30 protein-coding genes are annotated in these 26524 nt (G+C 34.6%); all 30 read right to left on the reverse strand.

Features of this window, described 5'->3' with window-relative positions:
* Nucleotides 1-5 precede the first annotated feature (5 nt).
* Nucleotides 6-1517, reverse strand: a complete 1512-nt coding sequence (locus tag OZP09_RS12945; RefSeq protein WP_281309496.1) for a phytoene desaturase family protein — start codon at nt 1515-1517, stop codon at nt 6-8.
* A 1-nt stretch (nt 1518) separates the two neighbouring features.
* Nucleotides 1519-5190 (reverse strand): 1-acyl-sn-glycerol-3-phosphate acyltransferase, encoded by a 3672-nt coding sequence (locus tag OZP09_RS12950; protein ID WP_281309497.1) that lies wholly within the window; start codon nt 5188-5190, stop codon nt 1519-1521.
* A gap of 93 nt (nt 5191-5283) precedes the next feature.
* Complete coding sequence (locus tag OZP09_RS12955; protein WP_281309498.1) at nt 5284-6453, reverse strand: DUF2062 domain-containing protein; 1170 nt, start codon at nt 6451-6453, stop codon at nt 5284-5286.
* A 17-nt stretch (nt 6454-6470) separates the two neighbouring features.
* Entirely contained in the window at nt 6471-6956 is a 486-nt protein-coding gene (locus tag OZP09_RS12960) for a hypothetical protein (RefSeq protein ID WP_281309499.1), read from the reverse strand.
* A gap of 2 nt (nt 6957-6958) precedes the next feature.
* Nucleotides 6959-7330, reverse strand: coding sequence for an ApeI family dehydratase (locus OZP09_RS12965; protein ID WP_025571873.1), 372 nt, complete (start codon nt 7328-7330; stop codon nt 6959-6961).
* A gap of 5 nt (nt 7331-7335) precedes the next feature.
* Nucleotides 7336-7980: an outer membrane beta-barrel protein gene (locus tag OZP09_RS12970; protein ID WP_269234141.1), complete on the reverse strand. Its 645-nt coding sequence runs from the start codon at nt 7978-7980 to the stop codon at nt 7336-7338.
* A 5-nt stretch (nt 7981-7985) separates the two neighbouring features.
* Nucleotides 7986-8588, reverse strand: a complete 603-nt coding sequence (locus OZP09_RS12975) for an outer membrane beta-barrel protein (RefSeq protein WP_269234143.1) — start codon at nt 8586-8588, stop codon at nt 7986-7988.
* A 5-nt stretch (nt 8589-8593) separates the two neighbouring features.
* Nucleotides 8594-9181 carry a porin family protein gene (locus OZP09_RS12980; protein WP_281309500.1) on the reverse strand — a complete coding sequence of 196 codons (588 nt, stop codon included), beginning with the start codon at nt 9179-9181 and terminating at the stop codon, nt 8594-8596.
* Nucleotides 9182-9210: 29 nt separating this feature from the next.
* Complete coding sequence (gene lolB2, locus OZP09_RS12985; RefSeq protein ID WP_269234145.1) at nt 9211-9846, reverse strand: flexirubin biosynthesis protein LolB2; 636 nt, start codon at nt 9844-9846, stop codon at nt 9211-9213.
* A complete protein-coding gene (gene lolA2, locus OZP09_RS12990; protein WP_269234146.1) occupies nt 9812-10438 on the reverse strand; it encodes a flexirubin biosynthesis/transport protein LolA2 in 627 nt (208 codons plus the stop codon). The genes lolB2 and lolA2 overlap by 35 nt, the downstream gene beginning before the upstream one ends.
* Nucleotides 10439-10503: 65 nt before the next feature.
* The gene (locus OZP09_RS12995) at nt 10504-11280 is read right to left on the reverse strand and encodes a polysaccharide deacetylase family protein (RefSeq protein WP_269234148.1); all 777 of its coding nucleotides are present in this window, start codon (nt 11278-11280) and stop codon (nt 10504-10506) included.
* Nucleotides 11277-12341, reverse strand: coding sequence for a beta-ketoacyl synthase N-terminal-like domain-containing protein (locus OZP09_RS13000; protein WP_269234149.1), 1065 nt, complete (start codon nt 12339-12341; stop codon nt 11277-11279). The genes OZP09_RS12995 and OZP09_RS13000 overlap by 4 nt, the downstream gene beginning before the upstream one ends.
* A complete protein-coding gene (locus OZP09_RS13005) occupies nt 12341-13537 on the reverse strand; it encodes a beta-ketoacyl-[acyl-carrier-protein] synthase family protein (protein WP_281309501.1) in 1197 nt (398 codons plus the stop codon). Before OZP09_RS13005 ends, OZP09_RS13000 begins: the two co-directional genes overlap by 1 nt.
* A gap of 126 nt (nt 13538-13663) precedes the next feature.
* Nucleotides 13664-13921 carry a phosphopantetheine-binding protein gene (locus OZP09_RS13010; RefSeq protein ID WP_135223264.1) on the reverse strand — a complete coding sequence of 86 codons (258 nt, stop codon included), beginning with the start codon at nt 13919-13921 and terminating at the stop codon, nt 13664-13666.
* A gap of 2 nt (nt 13922-13923) precedes the next feature.
* Nucleotides 13924-14541, reverse strand: a complete 618-nt coding sequence (locus tag OZP09_RS13015) for a beta-ketoacyl-[acyl-carrier-protein] synthase family protein (protein WP_269234152.1) — start codon at nt 14539-14541, stop codon at nt 13924-13926.
* Between the two features lie 9 nt (nt 14542-14550).
* Nucleotides 14551-15042: a phosphoribosylaminoimidazolesuccinocarboxamide synthase gene (locus OZP09_RS13020; protein ID WP_269234154.1), complete on the reverse strand. Its 492-nt coding sequence runs from the start codon at nt 15040-15042 to the stop codon at nt 14551-14553.
* Between the two features lie 110 nt (nt 15043-15152).
* Complete coding sequence (locus OZP09_RS13025; protein ID WP_269234155.1) at nt 15153-16304, reverse strand: beta-ketoacyl-[acyl-carrier-protein] synthase family protein; 1152 nt, start codon at nt 16302-16304, stop codon at nt 15153-15155.
* 185 nt (nt 16305-16489) lie between these two features.
* Complete coding sequence (locus tag OZP09_RS13030) at nt 16490-16939, reverse strand: acyl-CoA thioesterase (protein WP_269234157.1); 450 nt, start codon at nt 16937-16939, stop codon at nt 16490-16492.
* A complete protein-coding gene (locus OZP09_RS13035; protein WP_281309502.1) occupies nt 16914-18197 on the reverse strand; it encodes an ABC transporter permease in 1284 nt (427 codons plus the stop codon). Before OZP09_RS13035 ends, OZP09_RS13030 begins: the two co-directional genes overlap by 26 nt.
* On the reverse strand, nt 18187-18885 hold the full coding sequence (locus OZP09_RS13040) for an ABC transporter ATP-binding protein (protein ID WP_269237877.1): 699 nt from the start codon (nt 18883-18885) through the stop codon (nt 18187-18189). Before OZP09_RS13040 ends, OZP09_RS13035 begins: the two co-directional genes overlap by 11 nt.
* 61 nt (nt 18886-18946) lie before the next feature.
* On the reverse strand, nt 18947-19945 hold the full coding sequence (gene darH / locus OZP09_RS13045) for a BtrH-related acyltransferase DarH (RefSeq protein WP_281309503.1): 999 nt from the start codon (nt 19943-19945) through the stop codon (nt 18947-18949).
* The gene (DarG, locus tag OZP09_RS13050; RefSeq protein WP_269234161.1) at nt 19945-20349 is read right to left on the reverse strand and encodes a flexirubin biosynthesis protein DarG; all 405 of its coding nucleotides are present in this window, start codon (nt 20347-20349) and stop codon (nt 19945-19947) included. The genes darH and DarG overlap by 1 nt, the downstream gene beginning before the upstream one ends.
* Nucleotides 20350-20372: 23 nt before the next feature.
* Complete coding sequence (locus OZP09_RS13055; protein ID WP_269234163.1) at nt 20373-20837, reverse strand: hotdog family protein; 465 nt, start codon at nt 20835-20837, stop codon at nt 20373-20375.
* 6 nt (nt 20838-20843) lie between these two features.
* Nucleotides 20844-21275, reverse strand: coding sequence for a hotdog family protein (locus tag OZP09_RS13060; protein ID WP_281309504.1), 432 nt, complete (start codon nt 21273-21275; stop codon nt 20844-20846).
* Nucleotides 21275-22408, reverse strand: coding sequence for a dialkylresorcinol biosynthesis protein DarB (gene darB, locus OZP09_RS13065; protein ID WP_269234165.1), 1134 nt, complete (start codon nt 22406-22408; stop codon nt 21275-21277). Before darB ends, OZP09_RS13060 begins: the two co-directional genes overlap by 1 nt.
* 14 nt (nt 22409-22422) lie before the next feature.
* Nucleotides 22423-23325, reverse strand: coding sequence for an NADPH-dependent FMN reductase family protein (locus tag OZP09_RS13070; protein ID WP_281309505.1), 903 nt, complete (start codon nt 23323-23325; stop codon nt 22423-22425).
* Nucleotides 23326-23378: 53 nt separating this feature from the next.
* Nucleotides 23379-24260: a lysophospholipid acyltransferase family protein gene (locus OZP09_RS13075; RefSeq protein WP_281309506.1), complete on the reverse strand. Its 882-nt coding sequence runs from the start codon at nt 24258-24260 to the stop codon at nt 23379-23381.
* The gene (locus tag OZP09_RS13080; RefSeq protein ID WP_025571909.1) at nt 24260-24514 is read right to left on the reverse strand and encodes an acyl carrier protein; all 255 of its coding nucleotides are present in this window, start codon (nt 24512-24514) and stop codon (nt 24260-24262) included. Before OZP09_RS13080 ends, OZP09_RS13075 begins: the two co-directional genes overlap by 1 nt.
* Before the next feature lie 3 nt (nt 24515-24517).
* The gene (locus OZP09_RS13085; RefSeq protein ID WP_223682370.1) at nt 24518-25741 is read right to left on the reverse strand and encodes a beta-ketoacyl-[acyl-carrier-protein] synthase family protein; all 1224 of its coding nucleotides are present in this window, start codon (nt 25739-25741) and stop codon (nt 24518-24520) included.
* Between the two features lie 18 nt (nt 25742-25759).
* Nucleotides 25760-26491: a flexirubin biosynthesis SDR family reductase FlxB gene (gene flxB, locus OZP09_RS13090; RefSeq protein ID WP_269234167.1), complete on the reverse strand. Its 732-nt coding sequence runs from the start codon at nt 26489-26491 to the stop codon at nt 25760-25762.
* Between the last annotated feature and the right edge of the window lie 33 nt (nt 26492-26524).

The following is a 26524-nucleotide window of genomic DNA, read 5'->3' on the forward strand; positions in this document are numbered from 1 at the left end:
CACAATTAAGCCTGATTGATTTTGGTAATTAAATATTCTTTCCCAACAATTTCAGAACAGGTTACAACAGCCCCGATTGTTACACCCAAAACCCCATGCATGCTGATGCTCTGACCCGTGAGATACAAATTTTCTAATTTGGTTTTGGACGGAATCAACGTTTTCATCGGATTTTCGGAATCTTTGACATAGCCGTACATATTGCCTTTATCACCGCCAATATAATCACGGTAAGAAAGCGGACTTGAGGTATGAACAGACTGTATACAATCCCGGATCCCCGGAAATTTTATTTCGATTTCATCCAAAAATTTAGCTGCTTTTCTGGCTTTGAATTCTTCATAACTTTCACCACGTTTATTTTTTTCGATAGTTGTATTAAAAGTATTTACCCAGGGCAGTACATCATCAAATTTCATGTAGGTGATAAACGTCATTCCATCAGCCCATATTTCGTCTTTTTTAGACGCATTCATAGAAGCCATATACATTTTTGGCCATGAATTTTCATCGTATTCATGCGACGTCCAGACTTCACCGCTATTTTTAAAATGATAATAATTGTGGTTGATGTATTTGAAAGTTTCCGGTTTAAAAACCAGATACAGACTAAAAGCCGAAAGAACGCCTTCAAGGTTTTGAATCCGGTTGAAAAATGGCTTTCTGAAGTTCTCTTCACCTGCCATTTTCAATGTTGTTTTGGGTTCAATATTCGAAATAAAAAGCTTTCCGGAAACCTGTGTCCCGTCTTTCATTTTAACCGAATTCACTTTGTGATTTTCGACTTCAAAATGGATAACTTCTTTATATTTATAAAATTCGCCGCCGTATTTTTTAAGCTGTTTCAAAAGCTGTTTGGTGATCTGGCTTCCGCCGTTGATGCAGCGCCATGAACTTTCGATATACGAATTTACAATCAGGGCATGAACATAAAAAGGGGACTTATCCGGAAGTCCTGCATATAGAAAATTAGAACCTGCCAGAACGGCTTTTAGTTTTTCATTTTCTGTAAAAGAATCAATTGTTTCTTTTGCATTCAGCCTTAAAATTTCATCTTCATATTTACCTTCCCATTCTAAATTATAGAGCGGAAAAGAATCGCAGACTTCTCGTAAACTTTTACAATATTTTTCAATGTTCTCTTTTTCTCCGGGGAAATATTTTTCTAGTTGGCGAACAAAATTCTCATAGCCCTGTGCATGCGGATACTCGGTACTATCATCTTCAAAAGAAATAATATCGAAAGCATTTTTGTCTAATTGCTTCAGGTTTAGTTTATCGATAATCCCCAGGTATTTAAAATACTGATACAGATTTTGGCCTTCGCCCAAACCTCCTATGTAATGAATTCCGGTATCAAAAATCGTCTTATCGCGAACAAAAGTCTGAAGATTTCCGCCGTATTGACTGTTTTTTTCGAGCACACAAACGCTGTAGCCTTCTTTAGCCAGAATGATCGCCGAGACTAATCCGCCTAAACCGCTGCCTACAATTACTACGTCGTATTGCTCTTTCATTTTAATTTTTCTTTAAAATGATGATATTATTTTCTTCTAAAACAGAATCAAAACCCAAGTCAGTTACTTTATTTTTTAAACGGGAAGAACCAATCAAAATTATAGAAGAAGCACTCGTAATTTTCGAAAAATGCTCAAAGTTTTCATCTGAAATCAATGTAACATCATACTCCCCATTTGTTAATTCTAATTGATCCAGATACGATATTTTTCTTTTTTGGGCGATGTAATTGGTTTTGGCAACCTCTCTTTTTTCTTCATCAGAAATGTACGAATCAATTTTTCGCTGCGGTTCCTGCAAAGTAAGTAAAACGTCTAATTGCCCGAAATCATTTGCTAAATGCAGGATTTTGGCTTTCGCCGAAATGTACCGGTTTAGATGATAATAGGTTTCTAGATTTGATTTCAGATTTTCTTTTACACTTTTTACCACTTCAATTTCTTTGTAATCATAACTATGAATCAGCATTTTTTTGAAATAATCAGATCCTTCAATTTGCTGACGTATTTTAGAGAATTCAGATTTAAAAAAGGCACTAATCTGTTTGGTTCTTTCAGCATAATTTTTTCCAAAAGAATGATTATCAGGACTTATTCTTTCTAAAATAGAAATGGTAATACTGCCGTCATAAATTATAAAATCGCCTTTTGGCAAGACTTCCGAAACACCATGAATTAAAATTGGAAGAATGTCTAAATTTAATTCTTCAGCAAGATAAAAAGCACCTTTATGAAAACGTTTAATCTGATTGCTTTCAGAACGAGTTCCTTCAGGAAAAATGATTATCGAATACCCTTCTTTTGCTTTTTGGCGCAAATGCTCAACGCCGTTTTCAAGCCCTTTTGAAACGGGATAAAAACCTGCTTTTTTAACAATTGGGCCAAAAAACAGGGAGTTGTACACCCAGTCATTTACTAAATAAATGACTTTCGGAGTCAGCATTCCGATTGTCAGCGTATCTAAAAATGATGCATGATTGGCAATAATTATGGCTGGTTTTTCAAAATTTTCATGAAAAGGATTAATCACTTTTTTGACCACAAACGGATTGGAATACAAGACTGATTTCATAAATTTTGAAATCACAAAACGGAATCCGCTCATTTTAGATTTTTCCTTTATTGGAAGAATCGGCATAATAAGCAAACAGTAAAGCGACATTAAAATTCCGCCAAGTCCGTAGTAAAAAAAGGATATAATACCATTTAAAAAACTGCGTAGTGCGAAAGGTGGATTTCCGTTTTTTGAACGGTTTGATATAAAAAGTTTAAAGAGAATCGGATAGAAGATGAACGTAATAATCAGTGCCGCAAAAACCCCGATTAACGAAACTGATGAAATTGAAGTTAGTGCAGGATGCTTCGCAAATATCATGGCGCCGATTCCTAAAATTGTCGTGATTACAGCTAAAATGATTGATGTTCTGTAAATCGCAATTTCATTTTTTCCGGTAGTATATTCTTTTTGAAGTGCACTTGTCATAAAAATGCTAAAATCAACTCCATGACCAAAAATCAAAGTGCAGACAATCATACTGAAAATATTCATCTGAATGCCAAAAATGCCCATAATTCCTGCTGTAACAATTCCGGTTAAAGCAATCGGGATACAGCTGACAATCACCAATTCGATTCTTCTGAAAAAGAAAAACAGAATTAAAATCACGGCGATAAAGGAATAATTGACAAGCGAATTGAAATCGGTTTTCAAAGTGCTGAAAAAGGTTTCATTCATTTGCTGGCGGTCAATTGCAATCAGGTTTTCTTTGGCGGAAGCCGATTTTACAAAAGTATCACGCTGTTCAGGAGAAACTTTTACCAAAGTTGAAATCGTGTAAAAACCATTTTTTTCGGTTACAAATTCTTTTAATTGTAAAGCCTGAATTTTTAGATAGGCCGAAGCAGAAATGGGCTTGAAATCCAAATTTAAATGATCGAAAAAAAGATTGTATGTCGTTGGCTTGAATCCAAGTTTTGAACCTTCCGCAATTAATTGAGATTGTAAAAATTGTTTTTTACTGGCATTCCAAAACGAATTCCATTTTTCAATTTTTTGACGCTGTTCCTTCTGCGAAAGCATAATTCCTCCAACAGAACTGAAATTTAAAATTTTCTTCTCTTTTTTTTCTTTTGTTAAATCGGTAAAAAGCTTGCTGTTGTGTTGCAGAACTTCTTCCATACTTTTTCCGTACGAAGCCACATAAATGGTTTTTGAAGTCAGACTCGTGCTTTCTTCCAGTTGTTTCTCGGCAGCTTTGATTTCTTTAGGAACAAAATTTAGCTGTGACAAATCATTATTGAAACCAACATTATTATAAGTAAAAAAGCAAATGATTGTAATTATAACACAAAAGCCAATCAAAAATTTATTGTTGTGAAAGGAGAAATGAGCCAGTTTATCGATCACATTTTTCTTATGTTCAAAATTATTTTCTTTGGGTTTGTATAAATGAGGAACAATCAGAAGTGAGAAAAACGCGGATGCCATAACGATCACGGCAGCGAAAATTCCGAGGTCATTCAGTGCATCTGATTTTACAAAAAGCAGACATAAAAATGCAACTGCCGTAGTCGAACTGCTCATGATGACAGGCATCGTAATGTCTTTATACAAGGTTTTGATGTCACTGTTGTGTTTGTAATGCGTGAGAATATGTAATGAATAATCAATTGTGATTCCCAATAAAATAGATCCGATTCCGAGTGAGATTGCCGAAATCTGTTCTTTTACAAAATATAAAAAGGCAACGGCAAACAAACCGCCAAATATTGTTGGAATAAAAATAATGAGCGGAATTAATATTTTTCGGTAGAATAAAATTAATATCAGCATTAGCGTAATCATGGCGATGGTCGTCGTCAGGACAATATCACTTTTAATCTGAGTGGCATTTGCAACGGCAATCAAAGCGGACCCAAAATAACTGACAGAAGTTTTTCCTTTAAACTGCTGATTTAAATTTTCCTGAATCGATTTTAGCTTTTCAGCAAAAAGAGTGTTTTTTTCGGTTTCGCTGGATGAAATATCTGAGGTGATAAAAAGCAATAATTTCTTTTTGTCTTTGGTCATTACAAAACCATTTTCCAATGTAAAATCATCACCAATATTTAATTGCTGTAATTTTTTTAAAGCTATAAACGAAATCCCAAGCGGATCCTGCAGAATAAAATCTTTTGTTACAAAGCCAGAAGGTGAAATAATCGATTTATAATTTGCCTGAACTGTCGCTGCAATACTGTCTTTTTGCATTTTTTTTTCGATAGAATCATAATCTTTATCATCTAAAAAAAGCGGCAGATTATTGTAAACAAAATCGATTGTTTCCTGAATATTCTCTTCGTCAATTTTTCCCTGGATTCCGGTAATATAAGGTTTGCAGGATTTAGAAACACTATCCGAAAAAGCAGTGGCCATTTCTTTCAAATCGTCTTCAGAACCATTTTTTTCGAGTTTGAAAATGACAGTGGTTTTGTCTGCGAAATTTAACTGTTTGAGAACTTTTGCCGTAACATCAGCTTTGTCATTGGTTGGAATGAGTTTGGTTATGTCTTCTTCAAATTTAATTTGAGACGCAAAAAATCCAAAAATAAAAAGCATCAGCACAGCCAAAAAAACCGAAAGTGATTTTCGTCGGTTTACAAATAAATGAATGGCGTAGAAGTATTGATGCATGATTATAGCTTAAATTTTTCAGCCACAAATTCACGAATTTATTTTGAATAAATTGTACTAATTTGAGAATTCGTAGCGAATTGACATAGAATTTTATTCTGTACGTTTCTTACTAAAAGCGGTTAAAAGTAAATAACTTATTAAACCAGCTGATAAAGCCGAAACGGATGCTAAAATAAGACTTCCTACGATATATTGAGCGGCATTTTTTTGAATATCGTCAAACGTCATCGAACTGTCCAAAAAAAGTGAAGTATCAGAAGGGACAAAAATGCTTCCTATTTTTAGAGAAGCGTAGATAATAAAAGGAATGAAAGGAGGAAAACTAATATTGGAAGTTAAAAAAGCAATGACTTTGTTGAGCCTGAATAACGCAGCTAAAGCAAAAAGCAAAATGGTCTGAAAACCCCAGAAAGGTGAAAGACCAATAAAAATTCCTAAAGCAATTGCAGCGGATTTTTTAAAATTTGAATCCTTGCTTTCTAAAATATCCTCGAGAAAGAATTTTTTAAAACCTTTTTTTTTTGCTCTTCTGAAAAAATCCCTTGGTTTGATGTAAAGCAACGCATTTGTTACCAAAACGGTATTTAGAATACTGATTCTGGTAAAATCACGAAACGGACGAAAATGAGACACACGCTCTGCAGGATCGTACAAAACCTGAATCGGAATGTTTTTTACTGTAATTCCTTTCCATGCAGCACGTACAATAACCTCAATTTCAAACTCAAATTTATTGGTATAAAATCGTTTTGGTAGCAATCGAAGCGGATATAATCTAAAACCGGATTGCGTATCATCAAGTTTGATTCCGGTTTCAAACCTGAACCAGAAGTTCGAAAATTTATTTCCGAAACTACTTTTCTTAGGCACATTTTCCTGCGTCATATTTCGGCTTCCAATCAAAAGAGCATTTGGCTCCTCTTGGATAGCTTCTAAGAAAATGGGAATATCAGCAGCAAAATGCTGTCCGTCAGAATCGATTGTGATGGCATATTCGAATGTCATTTCGATTGCTTTTCGAAAACCGTTTCTAAGCGCCCGTCCTTTTCCTAAGTTTTTAGGATGATGAATTTGAGTAAGCTGTGAATACGATTTTAATATTTCGCTCGTAGCATCAGTAGAACCGTCATTGACAATAATGACATTTGTGGTGAAATTTAAAACAGAGTCCAGAACTTTTTTTAGCGTTTTTTGATTATTATACGTAGGTACAATAACGCAAAAGTTAGTCGAACTAAGTAATTCCTGATGTGATTTCATGTGCCGTTTTTTGAGCTTTATTTTACGAATTGCTTCTCTTTTTCAGAGAAACTTTTAGATTGTAAAACAAAGTCTTTAAGATAATCTTTCAAAGCCGCACCCTGCGAAGCATAATACGTTGTTATGAATTTTTTATCTTCTTTAATATTTTTCTTGTAACCTGTAATGCCCGGAACATCTTCCTGAATGCTCAGTCTGATCATTCGCATTTCGATATTACTTGGATCACTTTTTATTGTAGCTTCAAGTAATTTTGCGCCTTCTTTAAAACGCTCAATTTTTGCGCCTAATTTTTTTTCAAATTTTGATTCCAGTAAAATGGAAGCCGCTTTGTAAGCCACTAAAATTTTATCATCATTATTGGAAATGCCTGCAAGTTTGGCTACAAATTCTTTGGCATTATTTTCAGATTTTGTAATGTCAGCATACATTTTTCGAATGGTAGCCAGATCCGGATTGCCTGCAAAATTTACCAGTAGAAGTAATGTCATTAGCAGTTTCATACTTAAAGTTTTTTATATACGTTGCTCAGTTTTAAAGCAACAGTATCATTAAAATAAGTTGTGTTTTTTACTTTAACCAAATTGTCTTCGGTTGTTGCAATATCTAGTTCCAGACGTAATTCCGGAGTGCTCTCCGGATTTATGAGTGCCATAAATTTTACATTTGAAAGCGTCTGAATCATTAAAGTTTCCTGAGTTATTTTCTCTGTCAGTTCTTTAATAATCTGAATCATGCAAACACCAGGCATAATCGGATTTCCCGGAAAATGACCTTTGAAAACTTCATGTTTTTCATTAACCAAAATCGTAATAATATGTTTCGAATCGGATATTTTTTCTTCCGAAAGTATTTTGTAAAAGTCTTTTAAAACCATAATTTTTATTTTCCAAATGTATATGCCACACCTATTTGATAAACCAAATTAGGATTTGTAGTAGCCGCTCCATTAGCATCATCAAATGCGTCTCTTGTCCCTTTTTTGATTCTTGCTTCGAATGCAATTCCTTTTGGGAAGTTAAATCCAACTCCGCCAATAATTCCAAAATCAATATCTTCTCCTTTTGAAACAGAGGTAAAAAATCCATTTGATTTATCATATTCGATTTCATCTCCAATTACAAAGTCAACAAACGGACCAGCCAAAAGATATATCTTTTCAGTAATGTTAAATTTATTTATAGTTATAAATGACAAATATTGTAATGAAATATCCAGATTTCTATTTTCAGTTATCGTTTCTGCTTGGCCGTCAGGTAAGAAGTTATAATAAAATCCCTCGACAGTACCTTTTGCCCCTTGTCTGGAATAAGTTAATTCAGGCTGTAACGTATAAAATTTACTCAATTTCAAAGCTCCAAAACCACCAATGTAGAAATCTGTTTTACTGTTCACATCAAAATCAGTTTTTGAAATTTTAGAAATGTTAATTCCTGCATGAATTCCAGGTTTAAAAGTTACCTGAGCCTGCATTTTTAAAAATGCAAAAAAAGAAAATGCAATAATTGCTAAATTTTTACTTTTCATAATTTTTATTTTCCAAACGAATAGGAAACCCCTAATTGAAAATTAATATTTGTGTTATAATCGCCAAAAAGATAATTATTATTAGAATCATTGTAATAATAATCACTATCTAATATATCGTAAAAACCTTTTTTAAATCGGGCTTCAAATGTTAAACCTGATGGCAGACGATAGCCAATTCCGGTAACAAAAGCCAAATCATTCGCATCTTTTCTTTTGACTAAATTATGATTTACAAGAAAATCTGCCGATGGACCAAATTGTATCTGAATACCGGGTCCAAAAGTAAACTTATTTAACAATGTAAACGAAAAATAATCAAGTCTTAAATTTTCTTTATTAAATTTTTCAGTACCTGAATTCTCATCATTGTAATTTCGGACCACATTGTCAGAACCTTGTCTGCTATATGTTATCTCAGGCTGAAGAGCATAATATTTACCCAGCCTGATTTCGCCAAAACCACCTACATAAAAATCTTTTTTATAAGTGGAATGTGTTTCCGAAATCGTAGAAAAACCCAATCCAGTTCTTATTCCTGGCTTGAAACTAACTTGTGCGTGTGCCTGTATGATAAAAAATAGGGCTATTATACTTTTATAATTCAATTTCACTACATTTTAAAAGTGTAACTGATGCCAAGCTGAAAGACCTGATTCAAAATTATTTCGTCATAATAATAGTCATCATCAACTCCGTCATAGCCATAAATATCAATGAATCCTTGTTTAATTCTGGCTTCAAATGCCAGTCCGTTTGGCAATGTATAACCAACACCTGCAACAATTGCCATGTCAAAACCTTCTGGATCAGAGTTGATGTAATTATCATCTACTTTAAAATCTAAAGAAGGTCCTGCCAAAACATGAAAGCCACTACCACCAAAGTTAAATTTAGCAACGGCTCCAAGTGTTATATAATTTAGCTCATATTTTTCAGAATAATAGCGGCCATTTTCAAAATACCTTCCTTCATCACCTTGTCTTGAATACGTTATTTCAGGCTGTAATGAGAAATACCTGTTGAATTTAATATCTACTAATCCACCAACATAAAAATCAGTTTTAGTACTGTTGTCATCGATATTAGTCAATGTAGAAAAGTTTAATCCGCCTCGAAGTCCCGGGCTAACCCTTACCTGTGCCTGAGATGTTATTAGACCTATAAATAAAACGAATATTATTAAAGTTACTTTTTTCATTGTGTATTTGGTTTAGGTTAATTTATTTTTTATTCTGATTTAAAATAATTTAGCTCAATTTTCAATTTTATATTTTGATGTAAAATGACTACTTTTTTAGCAAAAATATCGTTTTCTAAAGTAAAAGTAATTGTTATTTTATCTTTTGTTTTAGAGGAGCGGACTACTTTTTCTAATTTTTGATCTTTTTTGGAGAAGAAAAGATAGTTGTCACGTTTCCCGTCTGCCGATTTATAAATGTTACTTTCCTCGTTTTCGAATTGTTGCTGAATTAAATATTTGTTTTTAAGAAGCAGTCGAAAATCTTCTTCCAATGTATTAATCAGGATTTTCCTGTCGAGTTCAGAAACAATCGAATTGACTTTAAAATCGTTTTCAGAAATTTCAAAATCCATTAATTTGTTGCCGAATTCAGTTGTAAAAACGACCCGGTGTGTGGTATCATTTATTTTTTTAGCGATGAAAATTCCGGACATTTCGTGACCATAGACCAAGATATTGGTTTTGTAAACATAATCGGTTTTGGAGTCTGAGAAATAAGGAACTTCAATCGTCGTTTTATCTAATTTTTTAGGCGTATAATTTTTTGTGACGGAGCCACAGGAAACCAAAACAATTGCCAGAAAACAATTAATTAGTAAAAACTGAATCGTCGATTTTTGCATTGATTACTTTATTTTTTAATACAATTCGGGTATAATCGTCAGATGATTCCAATAATTTTACCTGAACAACAGTGGCTTCTTCTTTATCAAAAGTCAGTTCGATTTGTTTGATGTATTTTTTCAGTGTCGCATCTTTCGGAATAAACTTCGCCAGATTTTGTCCTTTTAATTTAAAATATGAAATCGTAAATTCTTTGTCATCAAACATATTTCCGCTCACGCTTCCCACAATTAATTTATTGATGCGGGCAAAGATTTTGCTGTTTCCAATATCAACGGCACTTTTCTTTCCTTCGTCGTTAATCAGGATTTTTCCGTTTTTGAAAACGATGCTGTAATTGTATGGTTTCTTGTATTGCCAGGACAATAACGCCGGTTCCTTGAAAAACATCTTTCCGGACGTTTCAATGTCTTTCGACAAAAAATCCAAATGTTTGTATTGCACAAAATCAGTATTTAAACTTTTAATTTTTTTGGAGACAACATTCACATCTTCTTTAAATGAGGCTATTTCGGCAGGAGTCATTTTTTGTTCCTGAGCAAACAAATTGCCTGAAATAAAGAGAATTAGTAGTGCTATTTTAGTTTTCATATTTTGTAAGAATAAAATCAGTTTTTATCTGTGTTTTCGCTTTAGCGAATCTGTTTTATCAGCGTTCAATTTTCATACGCTTTAAGATTCAATAGTTCTTCAATCGAAACGACCTGATAATTGTTTTGCTGCAAAAATTGCAAAAACTGTTCCAATATCAAAACAGAGTGTGGCGCCGTGTCGTGCAAAAGTACAATTCCGCCGGGAGAAACCCGTTTTTTAATTCGATTCAAAATTAATTTTTCATTTTTTAATCCACCGTCAAGCGAGCGAATATTCCAGCCGATTACTTTATGACCGGTGATTTTTAAAGCTCTGCCAATTGATGGTGTTGTAACCCCATAAGGAGGACGAAAAAAGTTTATTTTTTTGGAAGTGAATTTTTCCAGAAGTTTATCTGTTTTCTGGAGCTCTTTTCTTATCGTTGGTTCGGTATAAAAATCAAAAAACTTAGAATGCGAATACGAATGATTTCCCACCAAATGACCTTCGGCGATAATTTGTTTTACAATTTCAGGATGATTTTCAATATTTTTTCCAATGCAGAAAAAAGTCGCTTTTGCATTGTATTTTTTTAAAAGTTCTAAAACTTCTAAAGTAAATTCACTTGGACCGTCGTCAAAAGTAAGTGCGATTTTTTTCTCTGTTTCTAATGGATTACCGCAGAAAGCCTTTACATGATAATTAGATGAAATCCTGGCAGAACCGAAAGCATTTATTCCGATCCAGATAAAAATTATAGCAAAAAAGAACCACAGATTTATTGCAGTATAAAGATTCAGAAGAAATACTAAAAGCAACAAAAAGATAAAAAACAGCGATATGTTTTTATGCGTTATCATTTTGACAGCAGCGTAAAACTATGGTTTTTTCCGTTTAATTGATTGTATAATAAAATGGTTTTGTAAAACGGTTTTGAAGCCGAATTCACTTTTACGATTTCAGGAATTTCCTGTATTTTCAAAATTTTAGCAGCCATCCAAAATGCAAAAGCCGAAGCCGTATCGTATTCGCCGCTTAAATGTTTGTAATACAAAACCGGAGTGTTTGCAAAAGTGTTTTCGCTCAGATTTTTATAATAATTTTCGAAAGATGTATTTCCGTCAAAGCCTAAGACTAAAGCATCAATATCTGAGATCTCTAAATTATTCGATTTCAGGAAAGATAAAATTTCACTTTCAATCTCGTTTTCTTCTAAAGTATTGATAATAGCAACATCCAAAAGTTCAGCGTAAGTATTGTCTTTTCTTTCATTTTCTAAAACAAAAAAACTAGCGCCTTCTCCATAAACGGCACCGCTTGTAGTAGAAGTTAAAACATCATATGGAGCCGCATTGTCTTGTTTGATTCTTCCGTTTAATTTGAAAAGGGCAGTAGTGTAATCTCCATTTTCATCAACGCCCCCAACTAAAATAGAATTAGTTTCCTCTTCTTCAATCTGCATTTTTGCATCAATCAAAGCCGATTCAAAAGAAACCGCGCCATTCACGTAAGTAAAATTGTAACCTTTGCATTGCTGTAAAAGTGCAATCTGTGCGCCAACTGTATTGTGAGTCGATTGAATAAACGAAGTCGGGGTTAAAAACTCTTCATTATTATCTAAAATGCTTTTCAGGAATTTTTCAGAATCTTCGATACATCCTAAACCAGTTCCGGTAATAATGGCATCAACATTTTCAACATTCGCATCTTTCATGGCCAGAGCCGAAGCTACGATTCCGTTTTTTACCCCTTTTGCCATTCTTCTGCTGGCAGCTGGAGAAATATATTCTTTGTACGCCGGCGGAACAATTGCCAGTACATTTTCGTTATGATTTACAACCGCTTCTTCCAAAAAAACTGTATCAAATGTTTTTTGAGTCGAAATACAGCCTACTCCATTTATATATGTTTTTTTACTCATCAGCTTTTTGAAAATATAAGGGTGGAACAGTTTCCTCCAAATCCAAAAGAATTAGAAAGAACATGTTCAATAGTTTTATTTTTTAAAGTAGTCTGTGGTTTTAAATCGAATTCTTCCATTGGAATTTCGAAATTTAGATTCGGATAAACCACATTATTTTGAATGGCCAAAACGCTGTACACTGCTTCAATTGCTGCGGCCGCCGCTAAAGTGTGACCTGTAAAAGGTTTTGTCGAACTGAAATCGGGAACTTTTTCGTTTTCGTAAATTCTTTTTAAAGCACGCCCTTCAGATAAATCGTTGTTTGGTGTTGCGGTTCCATGAACGTTGATGTAATCAATTTCAGAAGGTTTTAAACCTGAAACGTCAAATGCTTTTTTCATGGCCAAAAATGCACCGTCTCCATTTTCGGAAGATGCAGTCTGATGGAAAGCGTCATTGGCATTTCCGTAACCCGAAACTCTTGCCAGCACTTTTTTATTTTGCTTCGCCACAATTTCATCCGATTCTAAAACTAAGTAAGCTGCTGCTTCGCCAAGATTTAAACCTTTACGATTGTTGTCAAAAGGTTTGTTGTAATCGTCCGATAAAATCATTAAAGTCTTAAAACCGTTAATGGTAAATTTTGCCAAAGCATCAGCACCGCCCACAATCACGCGATCTAATTTTCCGGTTTTGATCAATCTTGCGCCCAGCATAATCGAATTGGCTGCAGACGAACAAGCCGTACTGATGGTCGTAACCATTCCTTTTAAACCTAACTCTTCGGCAATTTTATCCGCCACATCACCACCGTCATGGCAGGTAATATATTTTACCAGTTCCGGTTTTTCGAAATAATCGTAATAATGCTTTTCGGTCATATCCATTCCGCCCACACTGGTGGCAGAAATCAGTCCGGTCCTGAATTCGTTTATCGATGTAATGCCTGCATTTTCAACAGCTTGTCTGGCTGCCAGAGTGCCAATCATAGCGGTTCTCGAAAAATTATTATTTTCAGAAAGCTGTAGTTCGGCAATCAGTTCTTCATTGGTTTTTTTGATTTCACCAACTTTGATGACATCGGCATGAACTGTCGGAATATTTTGAATACGCGAAATACCAATTTTGTTTTCGATCAAAGAAATATAATTTTCCTCGACTGAATTCCCAATCGCTGAAATAATTCCCATGCCCGTTATTGCGACACCTTTCATTTTTTAGACATCTTAGATTATTAGATTTAGACATCTTAGATTTTACTTTCAGACTTACTTGGATTTTAGATGGACTTTCTAAGTAGTCTAAAAATCTAAGCCAGTCTAAGTTAGTCTAAGTTAGTCTTATTTCGTTCTGTTAGCGTCAATGTAAGCCGCCATCGTTTCGATAGACTGGAAAATAGATTTTCCTTCTTTCGGATCCACTAATTTAATTCCGTAATCTTTATCTAAAATTACGATAAGTTCAAGTGCATCAATAGAATCTAAACCTAAACCGTCTCCAAATAAAGGATCGTTATCAGCAATATCTTCTACAGCGATATCTTCAAGGTTTAGGGTTGTAATGATTTTGTTTTTTAATTCTGCTTTTAATGCTTCCATGATTATTTATGGTATAATGTATTGATATTTTCGTTTTTATATTTTTCGTTTTCTGCAGTACTTATGATGCAGAGAAACGCTTTGTAATTGTCATTAAAAAATTCTGTCCAGCCGCAAAGCACTAAATCTGCTTTATTTGTATTCAGTAAAATGTTGGAATAATTCGATAAAAATTCGCCGTTAAAAGCATCAAATATAAAGAAAGAATTTTCACTTTTCAGCTGATGGCGGATACTTATTTCGCCCAAACAAATATTGGGCAGTGTATACACAAAAACCGCGGGACTTGGAAAATAGTTTTCTTTGTCTGAAATGGATTCCTGGTATTTTACATCGGTATCCAGACTTGACGATTTATTAGCCAGAACCAAAGCGATATTGTTTTCCTGTTCAGTAGAAACTATCGGACTCAAAAGCAGTTCTGAACCTAAAAAAGCCAGTTTGCTCAACCCATCCATTTTGAAAAATTTTGGATATTGTATTTCAAAATTACGATAGGCTTGTTTGGAGAAATCTGCAAAATCGGTTGGTTCAGTTTTGAAAACAGAAGTTCCGTTGAGAACAATTTCGTTGTTTTCGATTTTGATATAGGATTGTATGTATGTTTTGTTTTGAGTCATTATTAAAAACTAAGTCAAAAGAATTTTTTCACTTTTCATTATTTCTACTGCTTTTTCAGTTTCTTTCGAGCCGTCACTCAAAGAGCCGGGAAGCATAATTAATCTTTTCTTTAGCTTTCCATTCTCATCTTCAAATGTAATTTCAAATCTTGATCTTGTTAATCCAGTTTTGCCATTTATAAATTGCGTGTCTTTTATTTTATTTCTTTCTATAATTGGCGTAGCCGAATTATTTAAGCTTTTTAAAATTGCATAAACCAAAAAAACAGCAAATAAAACATAAAATATTGCAGAACCATTTTGTTGGTTTTTAAAACTTACAAATGCATTATAAAACATAAAAACAGCAAGCCCGCCATAAATAATTAAAATTCTGGAAATATTATTTCCAACAACTGTTTTAGAAACATTTCCAATTATTCCATCTCTGGTTAAAACTATTTGATCAGGAAGAACATGACAAAATCCTGTTTTTGTTTTGAATGTTTTTTCTTTTTCCATTTTATTATTTAAGAATTGGACTTGTACGTTTATTATAAGTTGATTTCTTTTGTTTGAATTATTCGAAATTTTAAAACAGTTAAAAGAATCAGCAATTTAATTTGTGATAATTAGTGCAATTCGTGTTTCACTTTCTCAAAAACCACAGCCGTATTACAACCTCCAAACCCCGAAGCTGTTTTCAAAAAGAAATCAATATTGGTTTCTTCATTTTTCTCAATCACATTGATAGATTCGCTCACACCAATTTCATCAAAACCTTTGGATTCAAAAAGCCTATTTTGATTGACAGATTCAATCGCAATTACCGTTTCCAACAATCCTGAAGCACCAAGTGTGTGCCCGTAAAAACCTTTTAAACTATTAACCGGAACGTTTTGCAGATTCAGTCTGCTAAAAGCAATCGCTTCCATTTCGTCGTTAAACGGAGTTGCAGTTCCGTGTGCTGAAATATAATCTAATTTCTGGGCTTCAATTTTGGCTTCTTTCAAAGCATTCTCAATACTTCTGAACAAACCTTCGCCCGTTCTTGAAGGACCTGAAATATGATTCGCATCGTTGATTGAACTGTCACCAATGACTTTTATTTTAGCGTTTTTGGCTTCCGCCGAAACTAAGACGGCAGCGGTTGCTTCTCCTAAACTGACTCCGGTTCTGTTTTTAGAATACGGTTTACAAGGCAGTTCGCTCATCGCCTGAAATGCATTAAAACCGGACAAAACAAACTCCGAAACTTCGTCGCCTGCCACAACAAAAATGTTATCATAAAGCTCTGATTGAATCATTCTTTTAGCAACAGAAACGGCTAAAATTCCGGAAACACACGCATTAGAAATTACAATTGGCTGTGTTTGAAAGTTGAAAAATTCAGCAACATTTTTTGCCAATATATCTAAATGTGCGTTATTGAAACTTTCTTCAGAATTGTTTTTTAATGCGGTAACATTTCCTTTTGTGGTCGAAAGTATAAAAGCGGTTTTTGAATTTAATTCAATTCCCGAGTTTTTGATAACCGGCTCCAAAGCCAAAATCATCATTTTTTCTAAACGGGAATATTTAGTTTCAGAACTGATTTTTGCAAAAGCACTGTTTATTTTTTCATCACTGATAATGGAAGCATAAAATGAATTCGGCATCAAAGAAACATCATGGTGCAGTTGAATTCCCGAATCACCACGAAGAATCGCTTCGATGTTTGATTCAACATCAAAACCTAGAGGCGTGATACAATTTGTTTCTGTGATGTATATTTCTTTTATCATTTAATTCCGGTTTCTCCTGCAAGGTTTTCTAAACCTTGTAGGTATTTATTTTAAGCTCCCGCAGATTTGCTTCGTCTGTTCGCTATCGCTCGGGTTGAAGATTAAGCTGATTTGTTTTTACCTAAAAGTTTCACTCAGATTTTACTATTTTAATTTGTGAAAATTTGTGAATTTGCGGTTAAACTTTATTTCAACAACCCAACTTTCCTTTTCCATTCTTCATAAAAAGGCGGATTTGTTAGCATTAAATTTCCGTCTTTATCTAAAAAAACCTGAACGGTTTCTCCTGTACAGGCCACTTCGCCTTTGGCATCTATAATTTTAAATCTGTAAATCATTTTGGCAGCTGGTGTATCTACAACCGTAGTTTCAATTGTCACAACATCGCCATAACGCAAGGACAATTTATGCTCGCATTTCGATTTTACGATGGGTGTTGTATAACCAGTATTGCCAATATCTAAATAAGTAAGTCCATGCTGACGTCCAAAAGCCTCACGTCCATCTTCGAAATACGTAATATAATGACCGTGCCAGACGATTCCAAGCGGATCTGTTTCGTTAAAACGAATTCTGATTTCGTGAGAAACGGTCAGGTTGGCGGCTTCGTTATACTGTTCTTTTCTTTTTGTCATAAAATAAGGCGATGGCGGTTGTAATAATGAAAAACAAAAATAACAAACTTATTTTTGTAATAATTTCGATGAAAGAACTGTTGCGTAATAAAACATCATAAAATGCTTCTAATCCCCAGTTCATTGGAGACGATTTTGCGATATACTGCATGATTTTCGGCATCGCAAAAACCGGAACCCAAACGCCTCCAATTGCTGCTAAAATGATTACACTTGTGGCACCAAAAGGAGCAGATTGTTCCTGCGTACTGGCGACAGTTCCTAATAAGATTCCGTAGCCGATTGCTGCGAAACCTGAAAATAGTGCTACAACACTTGTCAATATAAAGTGTCCTTCGATGTTTAAAGAAGGTAATCCGATTGAGGGGAATAAAAACATTGCAACAGCAACCATCATATAAAACTGAATCATGCAAATGATCGAGTAGGTGATGGTTTTGCCAATAATCACAACTAAATTAGAAACAGGATTGGTTCTTAACCGAACAAAAGTTCCCTGTGTTTTTTCTTTTACAATATTGATCGATAATGGAATTACAATAAAAAAGATCGCAAAAAGTGTCCAGGCCGGAACATTGTGCTGAACCGAATTCGGAAGCACTTCTTTGTTATTGATTCTCGGAATTATTTCTTTGAAAGTAATAAAGTTTTTTTGCTCAAAATGGATTGTTTCTTCCCCTAATTGTTTTTGAAAAGTCGAATAAATCGATTTGGTTTCAATCTGTGAAATCATTTTGTCAATCGAACTCATAACGGCATTTTTGAAACTCATCTGAACAGCCGGATCAAAATACAGTTTTACCTCTTTTTCTTTAATGATGCGTTGAGGTTCAGATACTGCAGTACTGTCTGCCAAACCTAAATTGCTGACAATTTTTTCTACATTCTGCTCGACTTTAGCTTGTAAATCTGAACTTAGATTTTCCGGAATTACAATCGCCAGCTGGAATTTTCCTTTGTACACATTTTCTCTGGCAATTTCTTCGCTAACCGGTTTATTGTCGATTTGTGTTACAACGGTAAAATACTTGCTTTTTTCTAAATTTTCAAACACGGTCTTTGAAACAGATCCTTTGTCTTTATCTACCAAAAGAATCTGAATTTTAGAATTGGATACCGTTTTAAAAGTACTGTCCTGAATTATGGTTACGGCAATGACCAAAACCAAGGGCATGACAAATAAAATAATTAGTCCGCCTAAATCTCTTTTTAACAAAAGAAATTCTTTTACTACCGACATCCAGATTTTATAGATCATCTCTCAACGCTTTACCGGTTAATGAAATAAAAACATCTTCGAGATTTCGGGCATCTTTTGTATCTTCAATCAATGCTGATGGAGTATTTTGTGCATAAATCTGTCCCTGATCTAAAATTGCGATTTGCGTACAGAAATCTTCGGCTTCAGCCAAATGATGCGAGGTATAGATAATAGTCGTTCCGTTTTGATTCAGCACTTTCAAATAATCAATAATCGCAGTTTTAGAATGTACATCGACACCCACAGTTGGTTCATCTAAAAATAAAACTTTCGGATTGTGCAGGATTCCGGCAATCAGATTGACACGGCGTTTCATTCCGCCCGAAAAAGTCTGAACTTGTTTGTCGGCAAATTTCAATAATCCTAAAAGATCCAAAGCCTCGATTACTTTGTCTTTTAAATCGGAACCTTTCAAACCGTACATACTTCCAAAATAAAGCAGATTTTCCCTCGCGGTCAATGTAGGATACAAAGCATATTCCTGAGGCACAACGCCTATGATTTTTTTGATTTTTGAAGCATGATGCTGATAGTCTAGACCATCAATTGTAAAATGTCCCGAAGTAGGTTTAATCAAACCGCAGAGCATGGAAATGAGAGTTGTTTTTCCGGCTCCGTTTGGTCCCAATAAACCAAAAATCTCACCTTCGTTGATATCCAGCGAAACGTTGTTCAAGGAATACATTTCTGCTTCTTTGTACTTTTTCGAAAGGGATTCTATTTTTATAATGGGCTGCAAAATATCGTTAGCTGATGGCTTTTTTTAGTTTTTTGAAAAAGATTTCTTCACGATTGGCGATGTCTAAAAGTTCATCGGCAATAGCATTGTAGGCATCTTCTTTGGCGCTTCGGTTTTTGTAAATTCGGGAAGCTTCTACGGCAAAATCACGCCATGAATCCCCAATTTGGGTCATTTCTTTCGAAAGATTTTTCAATTCCTCATTATTCAGAATCACCGATGCTTCCTGTAAAAAAGCCGCATAAATAAAACGGAAACCTCCGCCTCCGGTACCAATTTCTTCCTGCATGCGAACCATTTGCGCCAGATAATGATTGGCTTTTTTTACCCCGTGTTTTGCAGGCCATTTTCTGATTCGTTTTGATACGAATTTGATACCACGAACACCTACAATTGGCATTGGTGCCAACATATAACGACAGGTATTTTTGATTCCTTTGATGATTGCACTTTTGAAATCAACATTATCCGGAACCTGAATTGGATAATACATCTGGCCTCTTGGCGCAAAAGCTCCTTTAGCAAAACGAACTTTGTCCAGTTCATCGTGCGTTAAAGTCGTAACCGTTTCCATTACCGGATCACTGATCAGATAATCCGTTTCGGTTTTTCCGTAAACAACTAAATTGTGGGCGTTGAAATGAAAGCGGTATTCATCAGGAAAATAACTCAAATGATACACGCCGACTTGTAATCCCGTCGGAATATTACTTTTCAGGTTTTCCTCTAAAGCTTTATTCGCATTAGAAACAGAAGAAAATTTTTGTCTTTTTATTTTTAAGTTTAACCGATTGGCGACTTTATTGAAAATCTGTCCCGGCAAAGTTCTGTAGCTTATTGCCGGAGCATGATTGACTTTTAAAAAAGGCAGATACACGAATAAAAGTCCCGAACCGATTCCGAAAACCATTGGCTCGCTGATATTAAGTCCGCTGTTTTTTAAGAGGTTTGAAGCTACTCCGTTTTCACAATGAGCAGATTGATGATGTGTAAAAGTAACTTGCATTATTTTGTGATACTATTTTTGAGTTCAGCAATTGAAATATCAAAAGCGTCGGCATATTTTTGTAAAGTATTGTCGTTTAATTTGGCAAAAACAGAGGGTTTAAAATGTCTTTTTACGCGCCATTTCCACATGTCAACATAACCAGCAAGAATAGAAAGATCCATTTTATTGAGTTCCATGAAATAACAAATCGGACTCAACTCGCCATTCTGAACTTTTAGTCTTGCTTCTTCGGCACGTTCTTTTATGTCGTCAATCGCGTTTGAAAGTGCGATGGCTTTTGGTTCCCAGCCTGTACTCAAAGCGGTAGTATAATTACCGTTTTCATCTGTGGCATAAACGAGTTCCTTGATATTTTTTTTGCTTAAATTTCCATCGTGCTGCGGTACATTTTCTTTTTCCATGACGGTTTAAATTTTAATTAGCATTATGTTGCTGCCGAAATCATCTTTTGAATAAACAAATTAATTTCGCATTCTAAAAGAATTTTTTCCTGTATTAAACTTTCACATTTCATAGTACACAAAGTATAATCATCGCCTATGAATTTTGAAACTAAAGTTGCTTTTGTGATAATGATTTCACCAACTTTTGGCAGTGAATGAATTTTCAGGTTTTTTATGGCGCTGATAAAACCCAGTACGCTGATATCCTTATTTTCTGTACCGTCTTCTTCAAAAAAATATTTCTTTCCAACAATTGAAGAACAAGTCTGAGCTGTATTTTCAATTAATCCGGCTTCAATAAAAGTACCATTGTCAACAAAAATATTATCTTCTTTAATTAAAAATTCGGTTTCGACAAAATTGGCATCGATATCCAAAATCAAATCAACCATCAGCATTGGAGCGCGATGAGGTAAGTAATTTTGAATGTCAATTCCTACTTTCATATCTTTTTATTTGGCTATAACGGTTTTCATTTGTCCGCTTGCAATTTCTTCATTGTTTAAAAAAGTCACGATATCTACTAAAGTTACTCCGGCAAATTCCTGCAAAATCGTAACATTCGACTGAATACTATCGTTAATTTGAGGCAATTTTTTAATCTGAATATCTTTAATAGAACCAATATATCCGGTTGGAGCAGTTTCATTTTTCAAAAAAAACTGATAACCGGTATGCAAAGCGACTGATTGCGCCATATGTTCAATTAAGCCTGCTTCTAAAAAAATGTTTTCTTCTAAAAAAATATTGCTGTCCTGAATTTTCAAACCGGAAACTAATCCTGTTTCTGAATATGAAAACATACAATCTATCATTACGAAAGGAAACTTTTGCGGAATCAGGTTTTCAACCGCTTCTTTTTCTAAAATTACGGAGGCCTCCATTAGCAAACCGTTAAATACGCATACGCAAAAGAGAATCTTCCGCTTTCGGGAACAGATAATAAAATTTTATCTCCTTTTTTCAAATTTCCAGAATTCATTAATTCTTCAAGAGCAAGGTAAATAGAAGCGGAGCCTACATTTCCAACCCTAGAAAGATTCATGAACCATTTATTATCACTCATTCCAATACCTTTTTCATTTAATCCTTTTTTCAATCCTTCGACAAAAAAGTTAGAAGAAACATGAGGAATAAAATAAGTAATATCTTCCGATTTAATATTGTTTTTATCCATCGCGTCTTTCATGCTTTCCGCACCTTTTGACAGGATAAATTCGTCTAATAATTTAACGTCTTGTTTTATAGAAAAAACAGAATCGTTTAGCCATTGGTCTGGAGCATAATCGCTCCAGCCTTTAATTTCACCGTTTTCCAATTTATCACCTCCGGCATACATGCAAGTTTCTAATTCGTAAGCATACGAAAAAGCTTCCATCCATTCGATTTTTAGCGAGATTGGGCCTCTTGGTTTATTTTCTAATAAAAAGGCACCAGCACCGTCTGAAAGCATCCATCTTAAGAAATCTTTTTTGAACGCAATAATCGGCTGTTCTTCCAGATTTTTTAAATTTTCGGCTTCGTGATTGTATTTTTGTGCATTCAGCCAGGTCGAAACTTTTTCTGATCCTGTGCAGATTGCATTTTTAGAATTTCCAGATCTTACCGAAAGAAAACCAAATTTAAGAGAATTCATTCCGGCACAGCATACGCCTGTTGAAGAGTTAAGTTCTACAGATTTATTTTTTAATAAACCATGAACCATTGCAGCGTGAGAAGGAAGGAATATGTCGGGAGTTGAGGTTCCACATGAAAGTACTTCTAAATCCTGCGGCGTAAAATTTTCGTCGAATAGCGGTAAAATAGCATTACGTGTTAATTCGGCATTGCTGTGAGTGCTTTTCCCAGATTTATCAACAGCATAATATCGGCTTTGAATTTTATTATTACGCAAAATAATACGTCTTGCTTTAGAAGCAGTATCGTTGATAAGGCCTAAATAGGTTTCCATTTCATCATTAGAAATGGCGTCATTTGGCAAATATTTTGCAGCTTTTGTAATGTATACTTCAAACATAATCTAAATCTCTTCTAAACTCCCTGATAATATTGAGTTTGTTTTTTTATTGTTTTTAGCTTAAAAGGATAGCTAACGAGGTGCAATATATACACTATTGGCGAGATTAACCATATTGCTAAGAATAAATAAATATAAAATATTTTGAGAAGCTGTTTTCTCTTTTTCGGATTCTTATGAATAAAATTTGACCACTTATTAAAAATTTTGTTGGCTGTTTTATCAACGGTCACTAAATAAGGGCTAATCCGTACAGCATCAGCAGCTACTAATTTGGGCTGTACATCATTTAATTTGTTCTGACTGAAATGTGAAAGAATAATATCTCCAAATTTTGTTGATTCCTGAATGTCTTTTTCAGAAACGCCCGGCAACGGAAAGAAGCCTAAATATTTCTTTTTTACTCCGGAAAACATCCATTCGACAATCGTCAAAACGCTAATTAAGTTTCCTACACGGTCAACCAATGCGATATTTCCAACCAATTGAGCGTTGGCTTCTTTTAGCAGAACCTTAATTTTTTCCTGACCCATAATCCACATATTGCGGGAACCACTGATGGTAACTACAGGTGTATTATTCAGGATTTTTTTTCCTTCTTCACTTTTCAAAAAAGAATTTATAGGAATCGATGGCGATAAATACCAAACCTGATAGTGAAACAAAACCAAATCAAATTTGGTATTCAGAATCTCATTAGGAACAGGTTTTAATGTTGTTGGAATCTGTAAAAAGGATTCCGGGAAAGCATCAAAAAAGGAGTCTTTGTTCCAAGGAAAGGGGAAAGGCTTTTCTAATTGTATTTCATGAAAAGTTACTTTTATTTCATCGGAGTTTAAAAATGGTTTTGCAATATTTTGCGCAATCGATTTTAATTGCCCGGACTGAGAATAAAAAATAACAAGGACATTTTTCATTTTGGTTTTACCTTAGGTTGCAGGCAAAAATAGTAAATTTATTGAAACGGATTTTATGGTTTCAAATCACTCCAAAAATCGAAATAATTGAACCATTGCAATGGATATTTTTGCAGAATACTTTCAACACTTTTAATATATTCTTTCAGTAATCCTTTTTCGTCCCGATGTTTTACCGTAGCTTCTCTTGCGTATAAATGATAATGAAGGTTTGGTTCTTTCATTACATAAACAAAAACTACAGGAACTTTTAATCGGGAAGCTATTAGAAATGGGCCTGCAGGAAAATTAGCTTCTTTTCCTAAAATAGTTTCAGAAAGTGATTTGGAGCCTTCAAAATAACGGTCGCCGGTAAAGCAGATTAGTTCGTTATTGGCCAAAGCGGCATTAATCTCAAAAATATGCGAGAGATCTTCTTTGATGATAATGAATTTTACAGCAGATTTCTGCGTAACGCTTTCTAGATAATTTTTAATTGCCGAATGTTCTAAATCGGTAGTGACCAGATTGATTTGGAAATCAAGATCGATGTCTCCAAAAAAGTGTTCCGCAATTTCGAAATTTCCGATATGCGCGCTGATTAAAACACCGCCTTTTTTTTCGGCTAAAAGCCTTTTCAGGATTTCGATTCCGTCAAATTCATAGGTGAATTTATTTCGCAGTCCGGCAGAAATAGAAACTTTGTCAATAATGGTCTGGCCAAAAGTATAATAGCTTTTGAAAACCATTTTTTTTGACTCGAAATACGAATAGCGAAGTCTTTCTTTAAAATAATAAGAAATGGCCTTATTGCTTTTCTTTAAAAATAGAAAGTAATAAGAAGCAACAAAATAAAGTAAAAAATAAGCTGATTTAACACCCGCTTTCCGAATCAAAAAAACGAATATTCTATAGCCTAAAACTGTTCCTTTTGATTTGCCGTCCCATTGACTCATTAAGCAGTTTTAGCTTTTAATTTGGATTCGATAAGGTCATAAAAGTTTTGAAAAGTAGCGATTCCGACAAAATCCACTTCAACCAGTTTAACACCAAAGTTCGATTCGATTGAAACGACTAAATCAACGTAATCTAAACTATCCAGCCCAAGTGTATCTTTTAAATTAGCATCTGGTTCAATTTCGTCATTGTCAACTTCAAATTCATCAACCAAAAAACCATTAATTCGTTCTATAATCTCTTCTTTATTCATTTTTCATTTAAACTTTTTAACCACCAATGCAGAATTGGTTCCTCCGAACCCGAAAGAATTGGACAAAAATATATCAAATTTTTTGTTTAACGTACTTTTAACTAAATTTAATTTTGAGGCATCTTCATCAGGAGTTTCTAAATTGATGTTCGGAGCAATGAAATCATGCTGCATCATTAGAATAGAGTAGATTATTTCACTGGCGCCGGCCATCCAGCATTCGTGTCCGGTCATTGATTTTGTTGAACTTACAGGAGGATTTTTCTCACCAAAAACTTCAAAGATAGCTTTAGCTTCGTTTGCATCACCAACAGGAGTTGAGGTTGCATGTGCATTTATGTATTCAATATCTGATGCTTTTAAGTTTGCCTCTTCAAGAGCTCTTTTCATCGCTGTAGCCGGTCCTTCGACATTTGGAGTCGAAATATGCCCTCCATTTGATGAGAATCCGTAGCCGGAAACTTCGGCAATAATGGTGGCTCCTCTTGCGATGGCAGATTCGTAACTTTCTAAAATTAAAGTCGCACCGCCGCCACTCGGAATTAATCCGTCACGACCTGAATCAAATGGTCGTGAGGCTTTTTCAGGATCACTTTCTCTGTTAGAAAAAACGCCTAAGCCGTCAAAACTGCTCATCGCATATTTGTTGATTTCCTGTGCACCTCCGGTAATTACGATATCCTGAAAGCCGCTTTTGATTAAAAAATAAGCCAGTCCAATAGAATGTGAACCACTTGCACAGGCTGCACTTACAGTTAAATTAATGCCACGAAGTTTAAAAATCGTAGAAAGATTCATGGTAACCGTAGAATTCATTGATTTGAAAATCGCTCCCGAACCAATTAGCGCAGTATCTTTTTTCTCGCGAACAATATCTGTAGCATCGATAATGGCTTTAGAAACACTGTCGTTTCCGTACATAATGCCAACTTCGCGATTTTCAAAAAAAGCATCGTCAATATTGGCATTTTTCAATGCTTCGATAGTAGCCATATAAGCATATTCGGTTTCTTCACCAATGCTCATACGCTGTCTCCGGTTTAGTAAATTTTTCAGATCTGGTTTTGGGACCATTCCCGTCAATGCAGACTGGAAACCAAATTCTTTTCTTTCAGCATCAAACTGAATGCCCGATTTTCCTTTATACAAGGAATCTTTAACTTCTTCAAGTGAAGTCCCGATGCAGGAATAAATTCCCATTCCAGTAATTACAACTCTCCTGTTCATCTTCTTTAAAGTAATTTTTTAAGAATATATTCCACCGTTTATGTTGATAATTTCGCCGGTAATATAACTTGATTTTTTTGAAATCAAAAAGCTTACCAAATCTGCGACTTCTTCTGCTTCGCCAAAACGATTTACAGGAATTAGTTTTAATAATTCTTTTTCATCCAGTTCACTCGTCATATCTGTTCTGATAAAACCCGGTGCAACTGCATTTACAGTAATATTACGTTTGGCTACTTCCTGAGCCAAAGCTTTTGTAGCAGCAACTATGGCACCTTTGGCAGCAGAATAATTGGTTTGCCCGGCTGTTCCTTTTACGCCTGAAACCGAAACCATATTTACGATTCGGCCATATTTATTGCGAAGCATCTTCTGAATGAAAAATTGTGTTACATTAAAAAATCCGTTGAGACTTGTATTGACAACACCGTTCCAGTCTTCGGGAGTCATCCACATAAAAAGACCGTCTTTTGTGATTCCTGCGTTATTTACAATCGCTTCAACAATCGCTTCGGGATTGGCTTCCTGCCATTGTGTTAAAACAGATTGTACCTGTTCAAAATTAGCAACGTCAAAACCTAAAATTTCTCCGGTTGCGCCTAATTTTTGTACTTCCTGAAGCGTTTCTTCGGCGGCAGTTTTATTTGAATGATAATTAATCAGAATGTGATAATTAGATTCGACAGCTAATTTTTTACAAATAGCACTACCAATTCCTCTTGAACCGCCTGTTACTAATACACACTTCATAATATGTGGAATTTTATTTTTTTGTTACAGTGA

Source organism: Flavobacterium flavigenum (genome assembly GCF_027111255.2).
Lineage (GTDB): Bacteria > Bacteroidota > Bacteroidia > Flavobacteriales > Flavobacteriaceae > Flavobacterium > Flavobacterium flavigenum.